Raw genomic sequence first — 20832 nt, 5'->3', positions numbered from 1 at the left:
CGGGCGAAGGGATTCGAACCCTCGACCCCAACCTTGGCAAGGTTGTGCTCTACCCCTGAGCTACACCCGCTCACAACCGCGCCGCTGGAGGAAATGACCCGCCGGCGGCCCCGGACGGCGTCTCTAAACACCATTCCGCCGGGTGTTGCAAGCGCTGAATCGCCGGGACCGTTTGCCGGCGTCAGAGCTGCCAATGCGCGGACGGGGGCAGGCCCTCGGCGATCTCGCGCAGGCGCGCGCGGGTCGCCGTCGTGGTGTCCGCCGGCAGTTCGGAGAGGGCGAAGAACTCGCAGGCCGCGATCTCCCGGTCCGGTGCCTTGGGCGCGCGCACCGTGAATGCCGGCGCGACGTAGAGCGCGACGTGGTCGCGGCCGGACGCCGCCCGGTTGTGGTAGAACCCGTGCAGACGCAAGGGTTGCCCGGGATCGACGACGATCCCGGCCTCCTCCCGGAACTCGCGGAGCATCGCCTCCGCGGCGTTCTCCCCCGCCTCGATGCCCCCGCCCGGGAGGTGCCAGCCCGACACGTAGGTGTGGCGCACGAGACAGACCCGGCCCTCCGGATCGATCGCGGCCCCGCGCACGCCCAGCGTCATGCCGCGCGTGGCGAGTGCCCCGAGATGGAACAGTCGCAGCATCCAGGGTGAATCGAGGAGCATGCCGTCAGACCACGTGCAGGCTGATGGCGCCCAGGCCCTCGATGGCGGCCGTCATGGTCTCGCCCCGCCTGACCGCACCGACACCCGAGGGCGTACCGGTGAAGATGAGATCGCCCGGATGCAGCTCGAAATAGGTGGAGAGCAGCGCGATCTGTTCGGGGATCGACCAGATCATCTCGGAGAGGTCCCCGCGCTGGCGCTCGCTGGCGTCCACCGCCAGGGTGATGGCGCCCCGGACGGGATGGCCGATCCGGTCGGCCGGGTGCAGCGGCCCGATCGGCGCCGAGGCGTCGGCGGACTTGGCGAGGTCCCAGGGCCGCGCCAGGCGCTTGGCCTCGTCCTGGACGTCGCGCCGGGTCATGTCGAGGCCCACCGCGTAACCGTAGACGTGGTGGAGGGCGTCGGCCTCCGGGATGTCGCGGCCGCCGACCGAGAGGGCCGCCACCATCTCGACCTCGAAATGGTAGTTCTCGGTGCGGGGCGGGTAGGGATGGTCCACGGCCGCGTCGCCTGTCACGATCTGCAGGGTGTCGGCGGGTTTCATGAAGAAGAACGGCGGCTCGCGGTCGGGGTCCTTGCCCATCTCGCGGGCATGCGCCGCGTAGTTGCGGCCCACGCAGTAGACCCGCCGGACCGGGAACAGGTCGTCGCTGCCGACGATCGGCAGGGCGATGCGGGGCGGGTTCGGGATCACGGACAACATGGGTTTCCAACCTCTTCTCTCGGCCGATGCGGCGCGGCGCCCGGTCGCTCGCCCTGCACAGGGCGCCCCACCTCTCCTATCATAGGCTCCAGGCCCGGCCGCGCCATCCCGCCGCCGTCCGAGGCCCGCCGTTGCGAGACCCGTGGTGACCGACTCCTCCCGCCTCCTGGCGTCCCTCGCCGAACACGTCGGCGTGGCCCATGTGCTCGTGAACGCCGCCGACCTCGCGCCGTACCTCGCCGAGACGCGCGGCCTGCGCCGGGGCCATGCCCTGGCGGTGGTACGGCCCGCCGACACCGCCGCGGTCGCCGGCGTGGTGCGGACCTGCGCCGAGGCGGGGGTGCCGGTGGTGGCGCAAGGGGGCAATACCGGCCATGTCGGCGGCGGCCTGCCCCAGGGCGGCATCGTCCTCTCCCTGGCGCGGCTGAACCGGCTGCGCGCCCTCGACCCCGTCAATGCCAGCATCACGGTGGAGGCCGGGATGGTTCTGGCCGACGTCCAGGCGGCGGCGCGCGACGCCGGGATGCTGTTTCCGCTTTCGCTGGCCTCCGAGGGCTCCTGCCGCATCGGCGGAAATCTCTCCACCAACGCGGGCGGCACGGCGGTGCTCGCCTACGGCAATGCCCGCGACCTCGTCCTCGGGCTCGAGGTGGTGCTGGCCGACGGCCGGGTCTGGAACGGGCTCAAGGGTCTGCGCAAGGACAATGCGGGCTACGACCTGAAGCAGCTCTTCCTCGGGTCCGAGGGGACCCTCGGCCTCGTCACGGCGGCGGTGCTGAAGCTCCATCCCCGGCCCCTGTCGCGGTCGGTGGCCTTCCTGGGCCTCGCCTCCGCCGAGGCCGCCCTGGCGCTGTTCGTGGCGCTCCGGGCCGAGGCCGGCGCCGGTCTTACGGCCTTCGAATACGTCGCGCCCTTCGGCCTCGAGATCGTCCTGCGCCACCGGGCCGGGGCGCGGCGCCCCCTGGCGGGACGGCACGCGGCCTACGCCCTGGTCGAGGTCTCCACCACGCGCCCCGGCGAGGATGCGGGCACCGTGCTGGAGCCGATGCTGGCGCGGGCGCAGGCCCGCGGGCTCGTGGAGGACGCCGTGCTCGCGGCGAGCGAGGCGCAGGCCCTGGCCCTTTGGGACCTGCGCGAGAGCCTGTCCGAGGTCCAGAAGGCCGAGGGCGCCTCGATCAAGCACGACGTCTCGGTGCCGCTCTCCCGGCTGCCGGAGTTCCTCGCGCGGGCGACCCGGGCCTGCGAGGCGGAGCTGCCGGGCCTGCGCGTCTGCGCCTTCGGGCATTTCGGGGACGGCAACATCCACTTCAACCTGAGCCAGCCGGTCGATATGGACCGCGCCGCCTTCCTCGCTCTGTGGGACCGCTTCAATCGCATCGTGCACGACATCGTGCTGGCCCTCGGCGGATCCATCGCCGCCGAGCACGGGGTCGGGCTCCTGAAGCGGGCCGAACTCGGTCGCACCGCCGATCCCGTCGCCCTCGACCTGATGCGCACGCTCAAGGCCGCGCTCGACCCCATGAATATCCTCAATCCCGGCAAAATTCTGCCGGATCCCACCGCGCCTTGAGACCCGCGCAAAAACAATTTTGCCGGAACCGAACCCGATATCGGCGGATTGATATTGTGCGACGCACAAAGGAAGGCCAGATTATCGACCGCAACGCGCCATAAATTGGCTGCGGTGCCGGCGGAAGAGATTGAGACCGAAGAAGGGTCGGTTGGGTGCGCTGCGGCGGATTAGCCTGGCCTTAACCCTTCCGGCCTCTGATGGCGGGAACCACCCCGCCGTCGCGACGAGGCGGTCCGTCAGGCGGGCCGCGAGCGAAGACCGAGCAGGAGACCCGTTCGATGCCGATTTCCCAGGCGCGCGTTCCCACCGCCGAGGCCAGCCGCTACCTCAAGCAGCTCTGCCGCCACTGGAGCCACAAGTTCCCGGTGGAAGCCACCGAGGATTCCGGGCGCGTGCCGTTCGGCGAGGACCGGGTCTGCACCTTCGAGGCCGGCCCCGACGCCCTGCTGATGCGCGTCGCCACGCCCGACCCGGCCGCCCTGACCCGCCTGGAAAACGTGGTCTCCGACCATCTCCTGCGCTTCGCCTTCCGCGAGAACCTCGGCGAGATCACCTGGTCGCGCGCCGCCTGAGCGTCGGTCCGCCCCGGCCGTTCCGGGAGGCTTGACGGGCCGTCCCGAGTCCCGATCTTGAGCGCGGACGCTCGAGTCAGCACCGGGAGAGACGGCATGGACGGGATCGCGCAGACAACCCACGGGGCCGCGCCGTCGGGCGCCGCGCCGCATGCCGAACGGCTGCAGCGCCTCGCCGAGGTGGCCGTGAAAGTCGGCCTCGGCCTTCGGCCGGGCCAGGAACTGGTCATCACCGCGCCCCTCGAGACGGTGCCCCTCGCCCGCGCCATCACGGAGCAGGCGTACAAGGCCGGCGCCTCCCTGGTGACCACCTTCTACTCGGACGACGCCGCTACCCTGGCCCGCTTCGCCCACGCCCCCGAGGCGGCCTTCGACACCGCCGCCGGCTGGCTCTACGCCGGCATGGCCGAGGCCTACCGCAACGGCGCGGCGCGCCTCGCCATCGCGGGCGACGACCCCGCCCTGCTGGCCGGCCAGGACGCGGCGAAAGTCGCGCGCGCCAACCGCGCCCGCTCGAAGGCCTACGTGCCGGCCCTCGAACTCATCGCCAACTTCTCCACCAACTGGACCATCGTCTCGGCCGCGACCGCCCCCTGGGCCCGCACGGTGTTCCCGAACCTGCCCGAGGACGAGGCGATCGCCCGCCTGTGGGACGCAATCTTCGCGGCCTCGCGGGTGGACGGGCCCGACCCGGTGGCGGCCTGGGAGGCGCACAACGCGGCGCTGCACGCGCGCATGAACGCCCTCAACGCCCATCGCTTCGCGGCCCTGCGGTTCTTCGGCCCCGGCACCGACCTCACGGTGGGTCTGGCCGACGACCACGAATGGTGCGGCGGCGCCTCGGCCTCCCGCAGCGGCATCGTCTGCAACGCCAACATCCCCACCGAGGAAGTGTTCACCACGCCCCACAAGGACCGGGTGGACGGCACCGTCACCAGCACCAAGCCCCTCTCCTACCAGGGCACCCTGATCGACGGCATCCGCGTGCGCTTCGAGGCCGGCCGCATCGTCGAGGCCGGCGCCCGCACCGGCGGCGACGTGCTCGCCAAGGTGCTGGAGACCGACGAGGGCGCCCGCCGCCTCGGCGAGGTCGCCCTGGTGCCGGCCTCCTCGGCGATCTCCGCCTCGGGGCTGCTGTTCTACAACACCCTCTACGACGAGAATGCCGCGAGCCACATCGCTTTGGGCCAAGCCTACAGCAAGTGTTTCCGCAATGGCGGTGCGGATTTCAGCGAGGACGACCTCGCGGCGCGCGGCGCCAACCGCAGCCTGATCCACATCGACTGGATGATCGGCTCGGACCAAATCGACGTCGACGGCCTCTCGGCGGAGGGGCGGGCCGTCCCGGTGATGCGCTCCGGCGAGTGGATCGACTAGCGGCGCTCCAAACCCGGCCCGCCGGCTAGGGCACGGGCATCGGCCCATTCACCCCTCGCCGGCAGCATGTCGGCGAGGGCCGCCCCGCGCGAAACGACGATCGCGGCGGCGCCCCGGCCGGAACGGCCACCGCCCCACCGCTTCGTCACTGCCGTCCGGTTCACCCGCGCCCCGTGCGCAGGCGCACGCTCACGGCGTAGGTTCCATTGACGTGGGTAAATTTCCCACGCATTGAGGCGAGGTGGTCGCTGCGGCCACGGACCCGCACCGGGACGGGCGGTCCGGTCCGCCGGACGCTCACGGCGCGTCGCGGAGCGATGCGCCGCGTCGGTGCCGGGGCCTGGACCACGCGCCCGAAGACAACGAGGCTTCCATGATCAAGCAAGTCCTTCACGCGGGCCCGGTGGCCCTCCTCATCACCGGGGCGGCCCTGGCCGCCGACCTGCCGCGCCGAGCGGCGCCGCCGGTCTTCACCACCGTCCCGGTCTTCACTTGGACCGGCTTCTATGCGGGCTTCAACGCGGGCTACGGCTTCGACGCGGGCAGCGGCAGCAGCGGTTCCACCACGATCACCACCAGCGCCGCCTCGGGGCTCATCGACAATGGCGGCGCGCCCGGCATCGCGACCTTCGGCAACAGCCGCAACAACGAGGGCTTCACGGGCGGCGGCCAGATCGGCTACAACTACCAGTTCACGCCGGGCTCCGGATTCGTGATCGGTGTCGAGGCCGACGCCCAGTATCTCGGGTTCGGCTCGGGGCGGAACACCGCCACCTTCACGGGCACGCCGAACGCCGACATCACCTTCGTGAACCCGAACGGCCTGTCGAACCTCGATTATTTCGGCACCGTGCGCGGCCGCCTCGGCTACGCCTTCGACCGGACCCTCGTCTACGGCACCGGCGGCTTCGCCTATGGCGGCGGAGGCGGCACCAGCTTCGGCCTGCCCAACAGCACCAGCGACAGCTTTCGCACGGGCTGGGCTGCCGGCGGCGGCATCGAGTATGCCCTGCCGGCGGATTCCTTCCTGAACTTCTTCAAGTCCTCCGCCGTCACGGTGAAGGTGGAGGGCCTCTATGTCAGCCTCGACCGGAACGGCACCAACGGCACGTTCGCCTATTCGAACAGCACCGGCGCGGTCTACAACGTCTCCGGCACCGGTTATGCGTCCACCACCGGCTACACCAGCCGCCGCTCCGACGACTTCGCCGTGGTCCGCGCCGGCCTGAACTACAAGTTCGGCACCTACTGAGACCCCGGGGGCCGATCCTCGATTTGACCGTCGCGTTCCCCAGCCCGATCAGACTGGCCGCCCGGTCAAATGGCGCCCCGGGAGTGATCCCGGGGCGTTGCCGCCCCTTGGACACGGTCACAGAACCCCATGCCCGACCCCAGCAATCTCCTCGCCTTCGCGTTGGTCGCCCTCGGCATGGCCCTGACGCCGGGGCCCAACATGGTCTACCTGATCTCGCGCTCGCTCTCGCAGGGGCACCGGGCCGGCCTGATTTCCCTCGGCGGCGTGGCCCTCGGCTTCGTCGTCTACATGCTGTGCGCCGCCTTCGGCCTCACCGCCCTCGTGCTGGCAGTGCCCTACGCCTACGACGCGATCCGCTTCGCGGGGGCGCTCTACCTCCTCTGGCTGGCCTGGCAGGCCCTGCGGCCGGGCGGGCGCTCGCCCTTCGAGGTCAAGACGCTGCCCCCGGACAGCCCGCGCCGGCTCTTCCTGATGGGGCTCCTCACCAACCTGCTGAACCCGAAGATCGCGGTGGTGTACCTGTCGCTGCTGCCCCAGTTCATCAGCCCGGCGAACGGGAGCGTGCTGGCCCAGGCCCTCGTGCTGGGAGGCGTGCAGATCGCCGTCAGCGTCGCGGTGAACGCCCTCGTCGCCCTCTCGGCGGCCTCCATCGCGGCGTTTCTCGTGCGCCGGCCGACCTTCGCGGTGGTCCAGCGCTGGATCATGGGGACCGTCCTGGCGGGCCTCGCCATCCGGATGGCCACCGAGGCGCGGCGCTGAACGCGCCCTACGGCGTCGGCGCCACCCCGCCGCCGAAGCGCGCGCGCAGGCGGGCGAGCCAGTCGGTGCGGTGCCGGCCGGGCTCGCCCACCGAGACGGTGGCGGTCATGCCGGCCACCAGGGTGACGCCCTCCGGCACGCGGTCGATCCGGATGCGCACGGGCACGCGCTGGGCCAGCCGCACCCAGGTGTAGACCGGGTCGACGTTGGGCAGCCCCTGCGTGCTCGCCGTCGCGTTGGCGGTGCTGATGCCCAGCGTGATGCTCTCCACGGTGCCGCTCAGGAGCGGATCGTAGCCGAGGAGTTCCGCCGTGACCGGATCGCCCACGTGGATGTGGGCCATCTTGGTCTCTTCGAAATAGCCGTCGATCCAGAACGAGTCGGTGTCGATGATCGCGACGTTGACCGTGCCGGTGCTGGCGTAGTCGCCCGTCCGCAGGAGCAGGTTGGTTACCCGGCCGTTCACCGGCGCGCGCACCTGGGTGCGCTGCAGGTTGACCTTGGCCTGCGACAGCTGCGCCTTGGCCGAGGCGAGCGCGGCCTCCGCGATCTTGGCGGTGCCGGCATATTGCTGCTTCTCCTCCACGGAGGTCGAGAGGGTGGTGAGCGCCTCGCGCCGCGCGGCCTGGGTCCGCTTGACCTGGAGGTCCGCCTCCCGGTTCTCGATCTCGGCCTGGGCCGAGGCCACCGCCACCTCGAAGTCGAACGGATCGATGACGTAGAGCACGTCGCCCTTCTTCACCGTCTGGTTGTCGGTGACGCGCAGCTCCGTGATCTGGCCGGAAACCTGGGGGGCGACGGCCGCCACCTGCACGCGCACCCGCCCGTCCCGGGTCCAGGGCGCGGTGACGTAGAACTGCCAGACCAGGGCCGCCGCGACCAGCGCGCAGGCCAGGATGAACCCGGTGACCAGCAGGCGCAGGAGCCGGCGGCCCCGGCCGGAGCGGCGCGGGCGGGTGTCGGGCGATCCGCCTTCTCCCCTGCCCTCCCCTTTGCTTTCCCCCTTGCCCTCGCCGGGTGGGCGCGCGGACGCGTCGGTGGTGTCGTCGGCCATCGTCAGAAGAACACGATCAGGAGGGCAAGGATGCAGACGTAGAGGCCGGCCTCCGCCAGGGGCGGATTGGCGACGTAGCGGGCGATGCGGAGCCGGGCGAAAGCGAGCCGCAGGACGATCAGGATCGCCAGCGCGCCGGCGGCGTAGGCGACGAACGGCGAGAGCAGGATGCCGCCGAGGTCGAGGTCGCTGCGCATCAGGCGGACCTCACGCCGAGGCGGCGCAGGAAGCGTCCCTGCCCGGCGATCACGTGCGCGGCGGTGACGAGGTCGCTCACCGCGCGGGCGAGGTGCAGGCGCGTCTCCGGCGTGGCCCGGGGGCCCGCCGCCCGCAGGGCGCGGGCGCTGTCCAGCATCCGGCCGGCATCGACCGCGCGGATCGCCGCTCCGGCCTCCTCGGCGGCAGTCGCGAGAGCCGCATCCCGCGCGAGGCCCCGCAACTGCGCATGCGCGCGGGCGGCAGCCGATTCGAGGCGCGCGAGCTCGAAGGCCCGCGCGAGGCTCGCCCCCCGCACGGCGGTGCTGCCCGAACTCCAGCGGGCGAATTGCAGCAGGCGGTCGCTGTTGAGGCTGGTGCGGGTGGTGGCGTCGCCGCCCCGCCCGGCCAGGGCTTCGGTCAAGGCGCGCCGCGCCGAATCGAGGGCGAAGGCCCGGTGCCGCGCCTTCGAGACCGGCAGCACCAGCCGCACGGTGAAGAACAGGATCAGCGCCGACACCATCACCAGCAGGGCGTTGGTGAGGAAACCCTGCGGATCGTAGCTCTGCGGGTTGGCGGGCGAGAGCAGGACGGGGAAGAACACCAGCAGGATGAAGCCGACGCCGAAGGTCGGCGGGTTGAGGCTGAGGAAGCAGGCCGCGAACACCACCGGCGCCATGGCGATGGCCAGGAGCGGAAAGCCCTGCACGCCCGCGAGCGCCCCGAACAGCACGATGCCCGCGCACAGGGCCGCCAGCGGCATGCCGATGAGCACGCCCTTGGCGAAGGCCCGGGGATCGGGATTGATCGAGGACAGGGCGCAGGTGGCCGCAACCTGGACCAGGGCGAAGGAGGTCGCCGGCCAGCCGGCGGCGATGAGGAAGAGCGCGCTCAACGCGAAGGCGATCGCCACGCGCAGCGCCCCCCGCAGGGCCTCCGGAACGTCCCGGTGGGTGGGCAGGGGCACGTCGCGCAAGGGGCGGCCGCCCTGCGCCAGCACCCGGTGCCCGTCCTGCGCGAACGCGGCCGCGCGAGCGAAATCGAGGGCGCGCTGCAGGGCGAGGATCTCGTCGAGGGGCGTATCGCCCCCGGACAGGGCCTGCGCCAGGAGGTCGGACAGGCGCGCGACGGCGGCCCCGGGATCGGCCCCCGGCTCGGTGAGTTCGCGGCAGAGGCGGTGCGCCTCGCCGACGCCGGCCGACGCCTCGGGCAGGCGCGCGAGGGCCATGCGCAGGTGGCGGGCGGCCGCCGCCATCACGTAGAGCGCCGCGATGGCGCTGCGGGCGCCGGCGGCCCGGTCCGGCCCGTCGTCGAGTTCGCCCGCTATGGCGCCGGCGTCGCCCCGCATCGCCGCGATCCGCTGGATCAGGGCGGCGGTCCGCAGGGTGCCGGGATCGCCCCGCTCCAGGGTTTCGCGGGCGAAGGCCCGCGTCTCGGCGATGGCGTCCGCGAGGGTGTCGCGCACGTTGCGCCAGATGCTCGGCGTGCCGAGGGCGTCGTTGATGAGGGTGATCGCCACGATGCCGAGGGTGATCGCCGCGACCCGGTCGACGGCGGCGTCGAAGGTGCTCTGCGGCGTGTCGATGTGCGCGATGGCGATGATCGCCACGGTGTAGCCTGACAGCATGGCACCGTAGGCCCGGCTGTCCTGCAGGAAGTGGGCGGTGAAGACGCACAGGCCCAGCCAGGTGGCGAAGGAGACCAGGAGCAGCACCCGGTCCTGTGCGAACAGCGCCATCAGGACGATGGCCACGACCGCGCCCACCAGCGTGCCGAGGAAGCGATAGAGCGCTTTCGAGAGAGCCTGTCCCCGGGTGGGCTGGGCCAGGATCGCCACGCAGACGGCGGCCGAGGAGGCGCCCGACAGTTGCAGCCAGAACGCCGCGTAGAGCGCAAGGATCATGGCGAGCCAGATCCGGAACGCGAAGGCCCAGGCGGCTGGCTTGGGCACCACGCGCTCCGCCAGCGCCAGGGCCCGGTCGGCGAAGCCGGGCCGGTTCCCCTCCGGCGCGGCCCGTGCGGCTCCGCTCACGCAGCAATCCCCGTGCCGGCGCCGTCCGCGGACCGGGCCGCCACCCGCGCCTGCCACAGGCAGAGCAGCGGCGTCACTCCGAGCTCGACGGCGAGCGCTGCCATCATCACCAGGGAGGGCAGCCCGGTCAGGGCCAGACCCAACAGGCGCGCGAGGCCGCCGAGGGCCACCACCAGGGTGAGGAAGCGGAACAGTTTGGTCTTGGCTTCGATGCCGGGCACGCAGGTCCAGAACAGGATGCCGATACCGAGATGCAGGCCGGACAGGTAGCGGAAGTGGCTGTCGGCCGAGATGTCCACCAGACCGCTGCGGCCGATGCCGTTCAGGCCGAACAGGACCCCGTAGAAGCCCGACAGCACCGGAACGAGGGCCACCACCGCCACCACGCGCTGCAGCGCCTGCCGTTCCCGCATCGTCGCATCCAGAGAATTCACGCCCGACCGGTTCGGCAACCGAGACGGCCAGGCTTACGTTCCGTCGGCGCGCCGCAAAGCGCGCGGTCCGGTTCCCGCGCTCAGGCCTTGATCTGCTTCAGGCGCTTGACACACTTGCTGTAGTACTGGGGCCATTTCGGTCCCTGCGCGGCCTTGTCGGAGACCGAGAGGGCGCGCCACTCCGCCCCGCACTTCTTCTGGCGCTCGCGCGCCGCGCTCTGCCCCACGCTCGGCTCCTTGGTCTCCTTGGGGGCGGCCGCGCCTTGCGCCAGCGCACCACCCGCGACGAGGGTCCCGGCCAGGGGGCTTGCCAGGAGCGCGAAGGCCGCGAAGAACGCAGCCTGGACAAACGCGACGCGACGGTGCGAACGGAACGACAGCATGACGACCCCCGGAATCCTGGGCGCCACCAGCGGGCGCTCCGGCCGCATCACACCACAACCCTGGGCTGGGGCAAGCGCAAATCATGGCGCGCGTCCCTCGCCCGGACCTCGGCGCATGTCCCCTGCCCGCGCCGCTGGCACGGCCTCTGCAACCATCGCCGCGCGTTCCGGATTGATCCGGGGCTCGGGACGAGCTTCTTCTGCGCTGGATTAGAACCGCACATGGCACACGCGCCGGGAAAACCCATCGACGTGCACACCTGGAGCACGCCGAACGGCTGGAAGATCCCGATCATGCTGGAGGAGTGCGGCCTGCCCTACCGGGTGGTGCCCGTGAACATCGGCCGGGGCGACCAGATGGCGCCGGACTTCCTTACGATCTCGCCCAACAACAAGATCCCCGCCATCGTGGATCCGGACGGACCGGGCGGCGAACCGATCACGGTGTTCGAATCGGGCGCGATCCTGCAATATCTCGGCCGCAAGACCGGCTGCCTCTACCCGGCCGACGAGCGCGCCCGGGTGGCGGTGGACGAGTGGCTGTTCTGGCAGGTGGCGGGCTTCGGGCCGATGCTCGGCCAGGCGCACCATTTCCGGATCTACGCGCAGGAGAAGATCCCCTACGCCATCGAGCGCTTCACCGCGGAGGCCCAGCGCCTCTACGGCGTCCTCGATCGGCGGCTCGCCGACCGGGACTACGTGGCGGGCGACTTCTCCATCGCCGACATCGCCATCCTGCCCTGGGCCAAATACCACGAGAAGCAGAACATTCCGCTCGCCAGCGTGCCCAACGTGCGGGCCTGGCTCGAGCGCGTCATGGCGCGCCCGGCCGTGCAGCGCGGCTTCGCTGCGGTCTGAGCGACCGGCCTCACTCGGCCGGCGCGACGGCCTTCGCGGGCGCGGTCTTATCGAGGGTGGCCTTTGCGGCCTTCGGCGCGGGCTTGACGGCCGGCTCAGGCTGGGCGGCGGCCTGCTGGTTCACGTCCGGCACCCGGGTCCAGGTCTGCGAACCACACAGAACCTTGAGCAGGCAGCCCGAGACCGACAGCTCCGAGCTGCTCTCGCGCTCCAGGCTGACCTGGTACATCTTGCCCTCGTCGGCGTTGTAGATCTCGCCGGAGAACTTCGTCTCCTCGGGCTTCAGGTTGTCGAGGAGCGTGAGGCCGAGGACGGGGCGGCTGCGCTTCTTCGGATCGGGGTTCTTGATATCCGTGCGCGGGGTGCCGTCCTCGTTGGTCGCGGTCTTGGCCCAGACCACCTTCCCGCAGATGTTGGCGGCACCCGGGCCGCAGCGGTCGATGCGCACCTTGGCGCGCCCGTCCCCGGTGAGCCAGGTGCCCGTGGGGTCCTGGGCCGGCGCGGCGGAGGCGGGAATCAGGCCGGCGAGGATGAGGGCGGCGGAAAGAGCGACGCGCATGTCCGGGTCTCCTGTGGGGCGGTGAAATCGGGGTCTGTTGTCTTGGCCCCAGGAAGGGCCCGCATTCAGGCGAATTTCCGGCGGTGTTGCGCCAAAGCCATGAATGCGGGAAATCGTCCACAATCCCCCGCGATCGCGCCTCGGGTTGAGGGTGGGGAGTCCGCCCGCTATAAGCCCGGCGCCGAAGCCATTTTCGGCTGAGCGATCACAACCGGACGGACCATGGCCACCGAGCGCACCTTCTCCATTCTCAAGCCCGACGCGACGAAGCGGAACCTGACCGGAGCGGTCAACGCCGTGATCGAGAAGGCGGGCCTGCGCATCGTCGGCCAGCGCCGCATCCAGATGAGCCGCGAGCAGGCGGAAAAGTTCTACGAGATCCACAAGGAGCGCCCGTTCTTCGGCGAGCTCGTGGAGTTCATGACCTCCGGCCCCGTCGTCGTGCAGGTGCTCGAGGGCGAGAACGCCGTCGCCAAGTACCGTGAAGTGATGGGCGCCACCAACCCGGCCAACGCCGACGAGGGCACCATCCGCAAGACCTTCTCCGAGTCGGTCGGCGAGAACACCGTCCACGGTTCCGACAGCCTGGAGAACGCCAAGGCCGAGATCGCCCAGTTCTTCAAGGATTCCGACATCGTCGGCTGAGTCTCGGTTCCGGCATCCGCCGGTTGCTCCGAACATCCGACCGGGTCGGCTATGACCTGATCCGCACGCCGTCGCCCCTCCGGGGCGGCGGCGTTTGCGTCTCTACTGTGGCCCCCGCGCCCTTGCGCGGGCGGGACCCTCACGGGAAACCGGTTCGTTCCCGAATCGCTTTCACGGACCCGACATTCCATGCGCCTCATCGCTCCGCGCACCGGCCGGCTTCTGCTCGCCGCCGGCCTGCTCTCGCTCGTCGCCGCCTGCAACGCCAACAAGTCCGGCCCGACCGCGTCGCTCGAAGGCTACACCCCCGACCCGGCGCTGAAGACGGCCTCCACCGGCAACCTCACGGGTCGCGTGCGCCACGCCTGCACCGTCACCCAGGCCCGCCTGCAGAACGTCTCCGAGGTCTCGCTGGCCCGCCCCTGCGGCTGCTACGCGAACCGGACGCTCGCGAGCCTCGACCGGGGTGAGCTCGATGCCTACCGCAGCACCGGCTACTTCAACGATTCGGCCCGCGCCAAGGCGCTCTCGGCCCTCGACAGCTGCCAGCTGCCGCGCCCGGCGTAAGCACGCTCCGGATGCCCCGGGCTCAGGCCCGGGGTGCCTCGGCGGGCCCTGCTTCGCCTTCCGTGAAGTCCCGCCAAAGCAGGATCAGCGCGGCCATCACGGCCGGGCCGAGGAACAGGCCGAGGAGACCGAAGGTCTCGACGCCGCCGAGGATGCCGAGGAGCACCCAGAGGAACGGCAGGCGGGTCGTGCCGCCGATCAGCGCCGGGCGCACGAAGTGGTCCGCCACGAACGTGACGACGAAGCCCGCCACCACCACCACCACCGCCGGCACCACCGCGCCGTTCGCGAGCAGGATCGCGGCCGCGATGCCGAAGACCAGGGGCGCCCCGAACGGGATCATCGCCGCCACCGCCGTCAGCGCCCCGAGCAGCACCGGGTGCGGCACCCCGGCGAAGTAGTAGACGATCCCCAGGAGCACGCCCTCGCCGAGTCCGACCATGACGAGGCCGTCCACGGTGCCGTGGACCGAAGCCACCATCTGCCGCGCCACCCGCTCGCCGCGTGGACCGAACAGCTTCGCGCTGGCGGTGAGCACCTGCGCGGCGACCTCCCGGCCGTCCCGGAACAGGAAGAACAGCGCCACCAGGGTGAAGCCGAACAGGACGACGCGCCGGACGATCTGCGCCCCGAGGCTGCGGGTCACCCCGATTACCGAGGAGTTGTCGAGGCGGTGCAGGAGCTCCGAGCCGGCGGCGGGGTGGCTCAGGTTCTCCGCCCACCAGGCCTGCGCCTGCGCCGCGCCGAAGGGCAGGTGGCCGAGGAAGTCCGGGACCGGGATGCCGGACTTCTCGAAGGAGCGCGCCCAGGCGACCACGTCGTGGGCCTCGCGCGCCGCCTGCACGCCCAGCACCACCAGGGGAATCAGGAACACCAGCGCCACCGCCGCGGTGAACAGGAGCGGCAGCAGGATGTTGTGCCGATCCGGCGGCCAGCGCCGCTCGGCGCGGGCGTAGAGGGGCCCGAGGGCGATCGCCAGGATCACCGCCCAGACGAGCGCCGGGATGAAGTGGTGCAGCACCCAGATCCCGAGGCCCGCGAGGGCGAGGACCAGGGCGAGGCGGGCCAGGCTCTGCGACGGCCCCGACAGCGGGTGCGCGCCCGCACGCGGCGGACGATCGGGGGATAGGCGCGGGTCGGGCGCGCCCACCGGCGGCGCTCCGGCCGGCGTCACGGAGGGAAGGTGTGCCATCGTCTTGCTCGACCTCGTGCGGGGCGGCCGCGCCTGCGGAACCCACGTCCTGCCCGTGCATCTAGTCCATCGTCGAAGGATCGGAATGGAGGCGGCCGCCCGATCGCGACGCCGTGATGGCCAAGGTTGCCCCTCCTACCCCCCTCGTGTAAGGGACCGCCTTCACTGTCCAGGGCGGCGGAAACGCCGGCCGAAGGGGCATGCTGCGCGACCGGGGGCACCGGGCACCATGCGCCGGATCGCTCCGGCCCCCGATCGGCACGGGCCGAATCCGGCGGGATACCCAGTCACACGGCGAGAACGCATGTCCGACCAGACCCATACCGCCACCTTCGACCGCGTCGCGGACATCATCAGTGACACCGCCGACATCCCGCGCGACACGATCTCGCCCGAGAGCCACGCCATCGACGACCTCGGAATCGATTCGCTGGCCTTCCTCGACATCGCCTTCGCGGTGGACAAGGCCTTCGGCATCAAGCTCCCCCTCGAGCGGTGGACCCAGGAGGTCAACGAGGGCAAGGTGCCGGCCGAGGAGTATTTCGTCCTGAAGAACCTCTGTGCCCGCATCGACGCCCTGGTGGCCGAGAAAGCCGCCAAAGCCTGAGCCGAACCGCCGCGAGCCGGGGCGGCCTCTTCGCGAAACCCGCCCGCACGGGACCTTAGGACGCCATGCGCCTCGAATATTTCGAGATGATCGACGCCGTGACCCGCTTCGACCGGGAGGCCGGCCGGATCGAGGCCCTGGCCCGCGTGCCGATGGAGAGTCCGGTCTTCGAGGGGCATTTCCCCGAGCACCCGCTGGTGCCGGGCGTGCTGCTCACCGAGACCATGGCGCAGGCCTCGGGCTACCTCGTGCTCGCCCATCTGGGTTTTCGGCAGATGCCGTTCCTGATGGGCGTCGACAAGGCGCGCTTCCGGTCCTTCGTCGGCCCCGGCGCCGAACTGCGGATCGAGGCGAGCCTAGAGCATGACGGCTCGGGCTACGCCGTGACCAAGGCGGCGATCCGGCACGACGGCAAGCCGCTGGCCGATGCGGAGCTGCGCTTCCGCACCATGCCGTTCCCGCCCGGTCTCGACGCGCCGATGCGCGCGCGCGCGCGGAACATCGGCCTGTTCGATCTGGCTGGCGAACCCGCATGAGCGAACGTCGCGACGTCGTCGTCACCGGCATCGGCCTCGTCTCCTGCGCGGGCGAGGGCATCGCCGCGCATCTCGCGGCCCTCGACGCGGGCGCGCCCGCCCGCACCGACACCGAGACCTTTGCGCCCTACACGGTGCATCCGGTCGCGCCGCTCGCCCTCGACGGCCAGATCCCGAAGAAATCGGACCAGCGCCAGATGGAGCCCTGGCAGCGCCTCGGCGTCTACGCCGCCGGCCTCGCCCTCGAATCCGCCGGGGTGAAGGGCGATGCCGATCTGAAGGGCCGCATGCACCTCGTGGTCTCCGCCGGCGGCGGCGAGCGCGACACGGCGGTGGATGGCGCGATCCTCACGGGCCTGCGCGCGGCGGAGGACCCCGGCGCCTATCTCAACGAGCACCTGCAGAACGACCTGCGCCCGACCCTGTTCCTGGCCCAGCTCTCGAACCTGCTCGCCGGCAATATCGGCATCGTTCACGGGGTCACGGGCGCCTCGCGCACCTTCATGGGCGAGGAGGCCGCCGGCACCGACGCCCTGCGCATCGCCCAGGCGCGGATCGCCTCCGGGCAGGTCGACTGCATGCTGGTGGGCGGCTCCTACAGCGCCGAGCGGCCCGACGTGATGGTGATCCACGAGATGGGCGGCTACCTGCGCGCCCGCGACTTCCGCCCGGTCTTCGACCGGATGCCGGAGGACGAGGCCGGCTTCATCCTCGGCAGTGCCGCCGCCTTCCTGGTGCTGGAGGCGGCCGAGCACGCCGCCTCACGCGGGGCGCGGGCGCTCGCCCGCCTCGGCCCGGTGGGTAGCGACCGCACGAAGCGCGCACCGGGCAGCACCGAGGCCAGCCTCGCGGCCCTCTGGGCGGCCACGGGCCTCACGGCCCCGGACGCGGTGATCGCCGGCGCCACCGGCGTCGCGCCGGTGACGGCGGAGGAAGGCGCGGCCCTGGCGCGCCTCGCACCCGGCGTCCCCGTCACCGCGCTCGGCGACCTCACGGGCCACAGCCTGGAGACCACCGCCCCGTTCGGGGTGGCCCTGGCCGCCGCCCTGGTCTCCGAGAAGGGCTTGGCGGAGGTGGCGGTGACGGTGGTGGGCCATCGGCGCGGCGAAGGCGTGATCCGGGTGACGGCGGCCTGACCCGGGGTGATCCCAGACCCGGTTCGCGGCGAAAAGAGTGTAAGACGGCGCGATGACGAACCAATCTTTTCGTGAAGCCAAGGTCCGGGACGCGAAGGGTCGGCCGCTGGTGGCGGTCACCGGCCTCGGCATCGTCACGTCCCTCGGGCAGGGCCAGGCCGACAACTGGGCCGCCCTGACGGCCGGTCGGTCCGGCATCCACGCCATCCGGCGCTTCCCCACGGACGGGCTGCGCACCCGCATCGCCGGCACCGTCGACTTCCTCGACACCGACCCCCTGGTGGCGCCGGCCCTGTCCCAGCGCTTCGCGGAGGCCGCCGCCGACGAGGCGATCGCGCAGTCCGGCATCGGCCGCCCCGGCGACTTTCCCGGCGCCCTGTTCATCGCCGTGCCCCCGGTGGAGATCGAGTGGCCGCAGCGCCAGGCCCTGGCCGAGGCCTCCGGCCAGACCGGCCCGATCACCTATACGGACCTCCAGCGCGCCGCCGCGAGCCGGCGCTTCGACCCCTGGCACGACCTCTTCATCTTCGGCACGGTGGCCGACCACATCGCCGACCGTTTCGGCACCAAGGGCTCGCCGATCTCGCTCTCCACCGCCTGCTCCTCCGGCGCCACCGCGATCCAGCTCGGCGTCGAGGCGATCCGGCGCGGCGAGGTCACCGCAGCCCTCTGCATCGGGACCGACGGCTCGGTGAATCCGGAATCCCTGATCCGCTTCTCGCTGCTCTCGGCTCTCTCCACCCAGAACGACCCGCCGGAGGCCGCCTCGAAGCCGTTCTCGAAGAACCGCGACGGCTTCGTCATGGGCGAGGGCGCGGGCGCCCTCGTGCTGGAGGACGCGCAAGCCGCGCGGGCACGGGGCGCGAAGATCCTCGGCTACGTGCTCGGCTGCGGCGAGAAGGGCGACGGCTTCCACCGGACCCGGTCGAGTCCCGACGGCGCGCCCGGCATCGCGGCGATCCGCGCGGCCCTGGACGACGCCGGCACCGAGCCGGACGCCATCGACACGGTGAACGCCCACGGCACCTCGACGCCGGAGAACGACAAGATGGAGGCGATGAGCTGCGCGGCCGTGTTCGGCGACCGCATCCGCGCCCTGCCGGTCTCCTCCAACAAGTCGATGATCGGGCATACGCTGACGGCCGCCGGCGCGGTGGAGGCGGTGATCTCGCTCCTCACCATCGCGCACGGGCGCATCCCGCCGACCATCAACTACGCGGTGCCCGACCCCGCCATCCCCCTCGACATCGTGGCGCAGGCGCGCGACGTGCCCGTGCGCCGGGTGCTGTCGAACTCGTTCGGCTTCGGCGGCCAGAACACCTGCCTCGTCCTGGCGGACGAGCCGGCATGAGCGCGGGAGTCGATCGCGCGGGAGTCAATCGCCGCGTCCTCGTCACCGGCGGCGCCTCCGGCCTCGGCGCGGCGATCGTGCGGGCGCTGGCCGCCGCCGGCCACGACGTGGCCTTCACCTACCGCTCCTCCGCCGACGCCGCAGAGCGGCTGGTGGCGGAGCTGTCGGCGGCGCATCCCGGCCGCGCTATCACCGCGCAGGCCCTCGACCTCGCCGACCGCGCCGCCGTCGAGGCGTTCTGCGAAGAGATCGAGGCCGGCGAGGGTTTCCACGGCTTCGTCCACAATGCCGGCCAATCCTACGATGCGCTCGCGGCGATGCTGGACCAGGACCGGGCCGAGGCCGCCATGCAGGTGAACTTCTGGTCGCTGACCCGCCTCGCGAAGTCGCTCGTCCGGGGCATGATCCGCGCGCGTTCGGGGCGCATCGTCGCCATCGGCTCGGTGGCCGCCCTCCAGGCCAATCCCGGCAATGCGGCCTATGCCGCCACCAAGGGCGCCCTCATCGCCTATTGCCGCACCCTGGCGGTGGAATCGGCCAAACGCGGCGTCACCGTGAACGTGATCGCGCCGGGTTTCATCGACACCGGGATGATGGCCCCCTACGCCGCCTACCGGGCTACGATGGAGCGTCAGATCCCCGCCGGCCGTTTCGCCAGGCCCGAGGACGTCGCCGCGCTCGCCGCCTTCCTGATGGGCGACGGAGCGGCCTACATCACGGGCGCCGTCCTGCCCGTCGATGGCGGCCTTACCGCGATGATGGGCGTTCACCGCTCCTGAGGCCCGAGCCGATCATGGTCCCGATTCCCGCCGCGCTGGTCCTCGTGCTTCTCGTCGCCGGCCCCGCCGCCGCGGCCGAGGCGTTCCGCGTCGACGGCTTGCCGCGCGGCGAAACCCTGAGCATCCGCGAGACGCCCGATGCCGGCGCGCCCGCCCTGGGTCAGGCCCCCGTGGGGGCGCGCCTGCGCGGCTTCGGCTGCACCGCCGAGACGCCGAGCGGGCTGACCTGGTGCCGGGTCAAGGCCGGCCCCATCCTCGGCTGGGCCCGGCGGCGCTACCTCTCGCCGGAGTGAATCGCGTCCGATGGGTTGATGCCCAGGGCCTCCCCCGTTAGCCAGGGCCGAATGACTGCACCCCCTCTCCCCTCCGCAGGAGGGGGTGGCCCGCGTCGGCGGGACGGGAGAGAGGCGCGACGTTTCCGAGAAGGTCGTTGCCTCCGCCCCCCTGCGACGCAGGCACCCTCGCCCGTACAGAGGAGAGGGTTCGATGGCGCCCACGGCAACAGAAACGAGCCCCATGCAAGCCCTCCAGCTCCACGGTGACCGCGACCTGCGCCTCGAGGATGTCGCGGAGCCTGCGGCCCCCGGCCCCGGCGAGGTCCAGATCCGCGTGCGCGCGGTCGGCCTGAACTTCATCGACGTCTGGGGCTTTCGCGGCATGGCCTTCGCCAAGCGCAAGCTGCCGCTCACGGTCGGGGCCGAGGCCTCGGGCGAGATCGTCTGCGTCGGCGAGGGTGTCGAGGGGCTGGCGCCGGGTGACCGGGTGGCGATGTACGGCGCCCAGACCTGCGGGCGATGCAAGGCCTGCCGGGAGGGCCGCGACAACCTCTGCGAAGACGTCTCCGGCGTGATGGGCTTTCACATCGACGGCTTCGCCCGCGAGCGCGTGACCATGCAGGCCCGCCTCGTGGTGAAGATGCCGGACGGCGTCAGCTTCACCGACGCCGCCTGCGCGCCCGTCGCCTTCGGCACCGTGCAGCACATGCTGTTCGACAACGCCTGCCTCGAGCCCGGCGAGAGCATTCTCGTGCATGCCGGCGGCTCCGGCATCGGCACGGCGGCCATCAAGATGGCCAAGGCCATCGGCTGCACCGTGTTCACCACGGTGGGCGACGACGCCAAGGGCGAGAAGGCGAAGGGACTCGGCGCCGACCACGTTATCAACTACCGCGAGGAGCGCTTCGAGGGCGAGGTCCGCCGTCTGACCAAGCGCAAGGGCGTCGACGTGGTGTTCGAGCATGTCGGGCCCGACACCTGGAACGGCTCGCTCCTGTGCCTCAAGCGCGGCGGGCGCCTCGTCACCTGCGGCTCCACCTCGGGCGTGTCCACCAGCATGAACCTCATGCAGCTGTTCCAGCAGCAATATCGCATCACCGGTTCGTTCGGCTGCTCGATGGCCAACATCCGCGACGCCATGGCCAAGATGGCGCAGGGCATCACGCCGGTGATCGACACGGTGCTGCCGCTGGCGGACTTCGCGCAGGGGCTGGAGCGCCTGGAATCCCGCAAGGTGTTCGGAAAAATCCTGGTGACGCTCTGAGTTGCGATGCACGCGGGTGCCCTTCGGGGCGAAATGAATTATGCCAGGGGCCGAGGGCGTCGCCGGAA

At 71.5% G+C, this 20832-nt stretch carries 24 protein-coding genes; 15 read left to right on the top strand and 9 right to left on the bottom strand.

Annotated features, from left to right (window positions below):
- Nucleotides 1-181 precede the first annotated feature (181 nt).
- Both K2X24_RS15810 and K2X24_RS15805 read right to left on the bottom strand, forming a co-directional pair.
- Nucleotides 182-658 carry an NUDIX domain-containing protein gene (locus tag K2X24_RS15810; protein ID WP_292499310.1) on the bottom strand — a complete coding sequence of 159 codons (477 nt, stop codon included), beginning with the start codon at nt 656-658 and terminating at the stop codon, nt 182-184.
- A 4-nt stretch (nt 659-662) separates the two neighbouring features.
- On the bottom strand, nt 663-1361 hold the full coding sequence (locus tag K2X24_RS15805) for a fumarylacetoacetate hydrolase family protein (protein WP_292499309.1): 699 nt from the start codon (nt 1359-1361) through the stop codon (nt 663-665).
- Between the two features lie 145 nt (nt 1362-1506).
- Between K2X24_RS15805 and K2X24_RS15800 the strand changes: the two genes are divergently transcribed.
- From K2X24_RS15800 to K2X24_RS15780, 5 genes are all read left to right on the top strand, one after another.
- A complete protein-coding gene (locus K2X24_RS15800) occupies nt 1507-2931 on the top strand; it encodes an FAD-binding oxidoreductase (protein ID WP_292499308.1) in 1425 nt (474 codons plus the stop codon).
- Between the two features lie 281 nt (nt 2932-3212).
- On the top strand, nt 3213-3506 hold the full coding sequence (locus K2X24_RS15795) for a DUF2218 domain-containing protein (protein ID WP_238280622.1): 294 nt from the start codon (nt 3213-3215) through the stop codon (nt 3504-3506).
- A gap of 96 nt (nt 3507-3602) precedes the next feature.
- On the top strand, nt 3603-4883 hold the full coding sequence (locus K2X24_RS15790; RefSeq protein ID WP_292499307.1) for an aminopeptidase: 1281 nt from the start codon (nt 3603-3605) through the stop codon (nt 4881-4883).
- Between the two features lie 373 nt (nt 4884-5256).
- On the top strand, nt 5257-6135 hold the full coding sequence (locus tag K2X24_RS15785) for a porin family protein (protein WP_292499306.1): 879 nt from the start codon (nt 5257-5259) through the stop codon (nt 6133-6135).
- 129 nt (nt 6136-6264) lie between these two features.
- Nucleotides 6265-6897 carry a LysE family translocator gene (locus K2X24_RS15780; protein WP_292499305.1) on the top strand — a complete coding sequence of 211 codons (633 nt, stop codon included), beginning with the start codon at nt 6265-6267 and terminating at the stop codon, nt 6895-6897.
- A gap of 7 nt (nt 6898-6904) precedes the next feature.
- On the opposite strand, the gene K2X24_RS15775 is transcribed toward K2X24_RS15780, so the two are convergent.
- The 5 genes from K2X24_RS15775 to K2X24_RS15755 all read right to left on the bottom strand — a co-directional run bounded on the left by K2X24_RS15775 (nt 6905) and on the right by K2X24_RS15755 (nt 10995).
- Nucleotides 6905-7951 carry an efflux RND transporter periplasmic adaptor subunit gene (locus K2X24_RS15775; protein ID WP_292499304.1) on the bottom strand — a complete coding sequence of 349 codons (1047 nt, stop codon included), beginning with the start codon at nt 7949-7951 and terminating at the stop codon, nt 6905-6907.
- 2 nt (nt 7952-7953) lie between these two features.
- Entirely contained in the window at nt 7954-8148 is a 195-nt protein-coding gene (locus K2X24_RS15770) for a DUF1656 domain-containing protein (RefSeq protein ID WP_292499303.1), read from the bottom strand.
- On the bottom strand, nt 8148-10178 hold the full coding sequence (locus tag K2X24_RS15765; protein ID WP_292499302.1) for an FUSC family protein: 2031 nt from the start codon (nt 10176-10178) through the stop codon (nt 8148-8150). Before K2X24_RS15765 ends, K2X24_RS15770 begins: the two co-directional genes overlap by 1 nt.
- A complete protein-coding gene (locus tag K2X24_RS15760; protein ID WP_292499301.1) occupies nt 10175-10591 on the bottom strand; it encodes a DUF4345 domain-containing protein in 417 nt (138 codons plus the stop codon). The genes K2X24_RS15765 and K2X24_RS15760 overlap by 4 nt, the downstream gene beginning before the upstream one ends.
- 101 nt (nt 10592-10692) lie before the next feature.
- Complete coding sequence (locus tag K2X24_RS15755) at nt 10693-10995, bottom strand: hypothetical protein (protein ID WP_292499300.1); 303 nt, start codon at nt 10993-10995, stop codon at nt 10693-10695.
- A gap of 222 nt (nt 10996-11217) precedes the next feature.
- On the opposite strand from K2X24_RS15755, the gene K2X24_RS15750 reads away from it, so the two are divergent.
- Complete coding sequence (locus K2X24_RS15750; protein ID WP_243913343.1) at nt 11218-11853, top strand: glutathione binding-like protein; 636 nt, start codon at nt 11218-11220, stop codon at nt 11851-11853.
- A gap of 10 nt (nt 11854-11863) precedes the next feature.
- On the opposite strand, the gene K2X24_RS15745 is transcribed toward K2X24_RS15750, so the two are convergent.
- A complete protein-coding gene (locus K2X24_RS15745) occupies nt 11864-12412 on the bottom strand; it encodes a DUF2147 domain-containing protein (protein ID WP_292499299.1) in 549 nt (182 codons plus the stop codon).
- Nucleotides 12413-12634: 222 nt separating this feature from the next.
- On the opposite strand from K2X24_RS15745, the gene ndk reads away from it, so the two are divergent.
- Both ndk and K2X24_RS15735 read left to right on the top strand, forming a co-directional pair.
- Nucleotides 12635-13057 carry a nucleoside-diphosphate kinase gene (gene ndk, locus K2X24_RS15740; RefSeq protein ID WP_292499298.1) on the top strand — a complete coding sequence of 141 codons (423 nt, stop codon included), beginning with the start codon at nt 12635-12637 and terminating at the stop codon, nt 13055-13057.
- Between the two features lie 189 nt (nt 13058-13246).
- A complete protein-coding gene (locus tag K2X24_RS15735; RefSeq protein WP_243913340.1) occupies nt 13247-13624 on the top strand; it encodes a hypothetical protein in 378 nt (125 codons plus the stop codon).
- 22 nt (nt 13625-13646) lie between these two features.
- On the opposite strand, the gene K2X24_RS15730 is transcribed toward K2X24_RS15735, so the two are convergent.
- The gene (locus K2X24_RS15730; RefSeq protein ID WP_292499297.1) at nt 13647-14816 is read right to left on the bottom strand and encodes an AI-2E family transporter; all 1170 of its coding nucleotides are present in this window, start codon (nt 14814-14816) and stop codon (nt 13647-13649) included.
- A gap of 304 nt (nt 14817-15120) precedes the next feature.
- Between K2X24_RS15730 and K2X24_RS15725 the strand changes: the two genes are divergently transcribed.
- From K2X24_RS15725 to K2X24_RS15695, 7 genes are all read left to right on the top strand, one after another.
- Nucleotides 15121-15423 carry an acyl carrier protein gene (locus K2X24_RS15725; protein WP_238280608.1) on the top strand — a complete coding sequence of 101 codons (303 nt, stop codon included), beginning with the start codon at nt 15121-15123 and terminating at the stop codon, nt 15421-15423.
- A 65-nt stretch (nt 15424-15488) separates the two neighbouring features.
- On the top strand, nt 15489-15959 hold the full coding sequence (locus K2X24_RS15720; protein WP_238280607.1) for a 3-hydroxyacyl-ACP dehydratase FabZ family protein: 471 nt from the start codon (nt 15489-15491) through the stop codon (nt 15957-15959).
- Entirely contained in the window at nt 15956-17095 is a 1140-nt protein-coding gene (locus tag K2X24_RS15715) for a beta-ketoacyl-ACP synthase (protein ID WP_292499296.1), read from the top strand. The genes K2X24_RS15720 and K2X24_RS15715 overlap by 4 nt, the downstream gene beginning before the upstream one ends.
- Nucleotides 17096-17147: 52 nt before the next feature.
- Complete coding sequence (locus tag K2X24_RS15710; RefSeq protein ID WP_292499295.1) at nt 17148-18446, top strand: beta-ketoacyl-ACP synthase; 1299 nt, start codon at nt 17148-17150, stop codon at nt 18444-18446.
- Entirely contained in the window at nt 18443-19225 is a 783-nt protein-coding gene (locus tag K2X24_RS15705; protein ID WP_292499294.1) for an SDR family NAD(P)-dependent oxidoreductase, read from the top strand. The genes K2X24_RS15710 and K2X24_RS15705 overlap by 4 nt, the downstream gene beginning before the upstream one ends.
- Nucleotides 19226-19239: 14 nt before the next feature.
- Entirely contained in the window at nt 19240-19518 is a 279-nt protein-coding gene (locus K2X24_RS15700; RefSeq protein ID WP_243913326.1) for an SH3 domain-containing protein, read from the top strand.
- Nucleotides 19519-19741: 223 nt separating this feature from the next.
- A complete protein-coding gene (locus tag K2X24_RS15695; protein WP_292499293.1) occupies nt 19742-20764 on the top strand; it encodes a zinc-binding dehydrogenase in 1023 nt (340 codons plus the stop codon).
- The last annotated feature ends 68 nt before the right edge of the window (nt 20765-20832 follow it).

The organism is Methylobacterium sp., assembly GCF_019750675.1.
In the GTDB taxonomy this organism is placed as follows: Bacteria; Pseudomonadota; Alphaproteobacteria; order Rhizobiales; family Beijerinckiaceae; genus Methylobacterium.
The sequence above is the reverse complement of the archived record's forward strand: the minus strand, read 5'-3'. Positions and strand labels throughout refer to the sequence as shown.